Origin of the sequence: Streptomyces sp. UNOC14_S4 (assembly GCF_020740835.1) — a bacterium.
Classification (GTDB): Bacteria; Actinomycetota; Actinomycetes; order Streptomycetales; family Streptomycetaceae; genus Streptomyces.
Genome location: NZ_JAINFC010000623.1, coordinates 1 through 3,852, shown reverse-complemented (window position 1 = coordinate 3,852; position 3,852 = coordinate 1). Strand labels below are relative to the sequence as shown.

General features: G+C 70.2%; 4 protein-coding genes. 1 reads left to right on the top strand and 3 read right to left on the bottom strand.

The annotated features are described in order from the left end of the window. Positions 1–262 precede the first annotated feature (262 nt). Positions 263–715 carry a DUF4442 domain-containing protein gene (locus K6I34_RS33245; RefSeq protein ID WP_229331765.1) on the top strand — a complete coding sequence of 151 codons (453 nt, stop codon included), beginning with the start codon at positions 263–265 and terminating at the stop codon, positions 713–715. 61 nt (positions 716–776) lie between these two features. Here the strand turns inward: K6I34_RS33245 and K6I34_RS33240 are convergent, their stop codons facing one another. The 3 genes from K6I34_RS33240 to K6I34_RS33230 all read right to left on the bottom strand — a co-directional run. Further along, positions 777–1,502: a TetR/AcrR family transcriptional regulator gene (locus K6I34_RS33240; protein ID WP_229331764.1), complete on the bottom strand. Its 726-nt coding sequence runs from the start codon at positions 1,500–1,502 to the stop codon at positions 777–779. A 147-nt stretch (positions 1,503–1,649) separates the two neighbouring features. After that, positions 1,650–2,747 carry a hypothetical protein gene (locus tag K6I34_RS33235; protein ID WP_229331763.1) on the bottom strand — a complete coding sequence of 366 codons (1,098 nt, stop codon included), beginning with the start codon at positions 2,745–2,747 and terminating at the stop codon, positions 1,650–1,652. 20 nt (positions 2,748–2,767) lie between these two features. Further along, a partial coding sequence (locus K6I34_RS33230) for a glycosyltransferase family 4 protein (RefSeq protein WP_374231091.1) occupies positions 2,768–3,852 on the bottom strand: 1,085 nt, incomplete at its 5' end.

Below are 3,852 nucleotides of genomic sequence, written 5' to 3'. Positions count from 1 at the left end.
GGATTCGGCTGCTGGGGGCCGGGGCCCGGCGGCGGGTACCCCGGCCCGCCCACGGGCGGCGTGGGCGCGCCCGGCTGCTGGTACGGGTTGGGCTGTTGTCCGTACCCCGGCTGCTGCCGGTACGGGTTCTGGTCCTGCGGGTTCTGCTCGCCCCCGGGCGGCTGCTGTCCTGGCCACATGGCCGATAACCATAGAGGCAGTCCGTGATCTGCGGGACGGGCGCCCCTTCCCGTCGAAGCTACTGACTGGTAACTTCTCGCCCATGTCCGAGACACTGCCTTCGACAGGCGACCTCCTCCTGGCCACCGTGCCCATGGCCCGCACGCTCAACCTCGTCTTCGAGGAGGCGGGCGCGGACCGCGCGGTCGTCCGTCTCCCCGACCAGCCCGACTACCACAACCACGTCGGGGGCCCGCACGCCGGCGCGATGTTCACGCTCGCCGAGACCGCGAGCGGCGCGATCGTCCTGGCCGCCTTCGGCGACCAGCTCTCCCGGGCCGTCCCCCTCGCCGTACGCGCCGAGATCGGCTACAAGAAGCTCGCCAAGGGCCCCGTCACCGCCACCGCGCGCCTGGGCCGCCCCGCCGCCGAGGTCGTCGCGGAACTGGACGCGGGCGAGCGTCCCGAATTCCCGGTGCACGTCGAGATCACCCGCGAGGACGGCGGGGTCACGGGCGAGATGTCGATCTGGTGGACGCTGCGGCCCAACGCGTAGCTCGTCGGCGCCGATGTCCGTGGCGGTCGGGCCGTGCTTCCCGTTCCGGCGCGGCCGCGGACTACCGGGCCGGTTCGCCCAGTTCCGTCAGGATGCCGTCAAGGGTGTGCTCGAAGAGCGGCCCGGGGTCGGTGAGGGCGAAATCGAGGTGGCCGAAGACCTCCACGGCCACTGCTCCGTACAGGCGGGCCCAGCAGGAGACGAAGACGTAGAGGATCTCCAGCGGCACGGGCTCGCCGTCCAGGTGCTCGCGGACCTCCTCCAGTTGGGCGAGCCACGCCGGATCCAGGCCGGCGGGCGCCCGGACGTCACCGCGCTGCCACAGCTGGACCATCAGCTCCAGGAGGACGCTTCCGAAACGCCAGCTCGGGTCGTGCGCGGCCGAACCGGGCGCGGTGTCGGCGTCCGTGACCGGTTTGGCGAACAGCAGCCCGAACTCGCGGGGGTGGGCCAGCGCCCAGCGGCGCAGCTCCCGGCACGCCTCCCGCAGCCGCTGTCCCGGTTCGGCGGCCGGACGGCGCTCGCGCGCCTCGGTCAGGGCCGCGGCCAGTTCCTCGTACAGGTGCGAGGTCAGTGCCTGGATCAGATCGCGGTGACTGGCGTGGTAGCGGTAGAGGCCGGGGGCGGTCATACCCATCTCCCGCGCGATGGCTCGCAGCGTGACGGCCGACGGCCCTTCCTCGACCAGGAGCCGGCGGCCCGTGCGCAGGATCTCGGCCAGCGCCTCCTCGCGGACGCGGTGACGCCGACCGGTGGTCCCGGTTCCCGATGTGTTCGGCACGGTCATGCCCCGCCCTCCCTCGGTAAAGTTAACGCCTTTAACTCTAGCTTGTGCCCCAAGCCGGCGGTCCGACCGGCAAGGAGGAGCCCCGAGGCGCCGATGCGGCCTCGGGGCTCCGATGGCGGCCCTCCGGGAGAGGGAGGGCCGCCGCGGTCATGCGGCCTGCACCCGGACAGTGGTGGACGGTGACGTCCTGTCACCCACGGAGAAGGTCAGGCTCGTCTCCCCGCCCGGACCGTGCGGGAGGGCCTTCACCGCGACCCAGGCCACGGAGTTCGCTCCCTTTCCCGACAGCGCCAGGTCGACGCCCTCGAAGGTGGCGGTGTCGCCGTCCCGCGGCAGGGTCTCGGCATACCGCGTCGCGTTCCCGAAGGCGTCCTGCACGGTCAGTTGGCACAGGCTCCCGCTCTCGGGGACGAATCGCAGGCCCATGGCCGGCGGAAGAGTCACGTGGACGGTCTGCCGGGGGATGACTCCCCCTTCGGTGGCCTGCAGGTGAACGCCCGGGTAGCGGGTTTCCCCGGCGCGTGTCAGCGGCACCGGATCCCCGCCCGGGGAAACCGAGAAACCGGAGGTGTGCAGCCGTACGGACACGTCCGCCAGCTGAACGCCCGACCAGAACCCGTTCTGGGTGTCGTCCGCGAACCGGATGTACGCGTCGGCCGAGCGGGCGGTGAAGGAACGCTGGTGCTGCTCCCAGTACCGGATCCAGCTGCCCCTGATGACCTCGGGGTCGGTGGGCCGCATCCCGATGAGCTCCTTGTCCAGTTCCTCGGTGCCGAACCGGGAGGGGCCGTTGGTCACGCGGTACTCCATCCTCGCCGCGTGCGGGTAGTCCTGGGCGAACGCGGCGCCCGCCAGGAACGAGACGTCGTAGGCCGCCCCGGGGATCAGCCCTGTGATGTGCTGCCCCACGAAACCGTGCCGGTTGTCACCGTGGCCGATGAGGTCGACGCTGTTGCTGCCGTTGGACCTGTCCAGCCACTCGTTCCCATCGAAGGCGTAGCCGTGGCTGCGGACGTCGATGTAGTACCCCCTCGGCTCGCCGTCATTGCCGTTGTTCTTGCCGTTGCTGCCGTAGTCCCAGTCGGACAGGTACGCGTTCTGCAGCCTGGCGACCGCGGTGTAGTAGCTGTACTCCGACTCCGCGAACACGGGGGAGTTCAGGAAACCTCCGTTCTTCACCAGGTTGCGATAGGGGTCGCCGTCGGCGGCGGCGAAGCTCTGCGGAGCAGGTAACACCGATGTCATGGGGCTTCTCCTTTGTCTGCTTATTTCGCGGAAACGGGAGTGGACGAGTGCGGCGCACCCGCCACGCGGAAGTGCCTCCGTCGCCTCGCGTCGTGCAGTGATTCGACGCTGTCGCACCAGAGGTCGAGATCGGGGGTCGCGCTCAGCTCGGCGGAGCGGGCCTTCGCCCGGCGGGAGGCGCGGGCCCAGTTCTTCGGGTCCTTCAGCGAACTCAGCGCGTCGAGCCATGCGTTGAGGTCGTCGCGATAGGCGAAGATGCCCGCTTCGCCGAGGGACTCGACGAGTCCGGGGGTGGGGTGGGCGATCACCGGGATGCCGGATGCCATGGCCTCCACCGCCACCCGGCCCCAGGACTCGTACAGGCTCGGCATCAGCATCACGCGGGCGCGGCCGTACACGTGCTCGCGCATCTCGTTCCCGGGCACGCCGTCGACGACTTCGCAGTTGGGCCGCCGCGTCGGTGGAGTGATCTGCTGCCCGTAGGCGCCCCGGACACCGAGGAATTTCCATTCCGGCGCCCACGCGGCGATCTGCCAGAAGATCTCGCCGCCCTTGTCGGGGTTGAGGTTCACCAGGGTCACGTGGTCGCCCGGTGTGGTGCGGTAATCCTCCGCGATCACGGGCGGGCGGACCACGATGGTGCGCCCGGGCAGGAATTCGCGGGGGTACTGCCCGTAGTGGATCTCGCCGTCCCGTCGTATCCATTCGCTGTTGTAGACGACGAGATCGGCGCCGGCGGCGTTGTGGAAACTGGTGGCGAAGTTGTCGTGGCAGATCACGACCACCGGGATCCGGCGGGCCCGGGCGAGCCCCGACACGATCGGGACGTTCTCGAACTGGGAAAGGAGCACGTCCGCCTCCTGTGCGGCGGTGGAGAAGTCGATGCCCTCCTGATAGGGCACGACCCGTACTCCGTCGATGTCGTAGCTCTTCTGGATGCTCCCGGGGTGCGAGAGCCAGACCGTCACCCGGTGGCCGCGTGCGACCAGGGGGCGGAGCATCGAGTGGAGCATCCACTCGGAGCCCGCGTTGTGGGCCGGCGGGTATCCGTACACCCGGGCCACGATGGACATGCTCCGTGACCTGGTGGGGGCGGGCAGCGGGT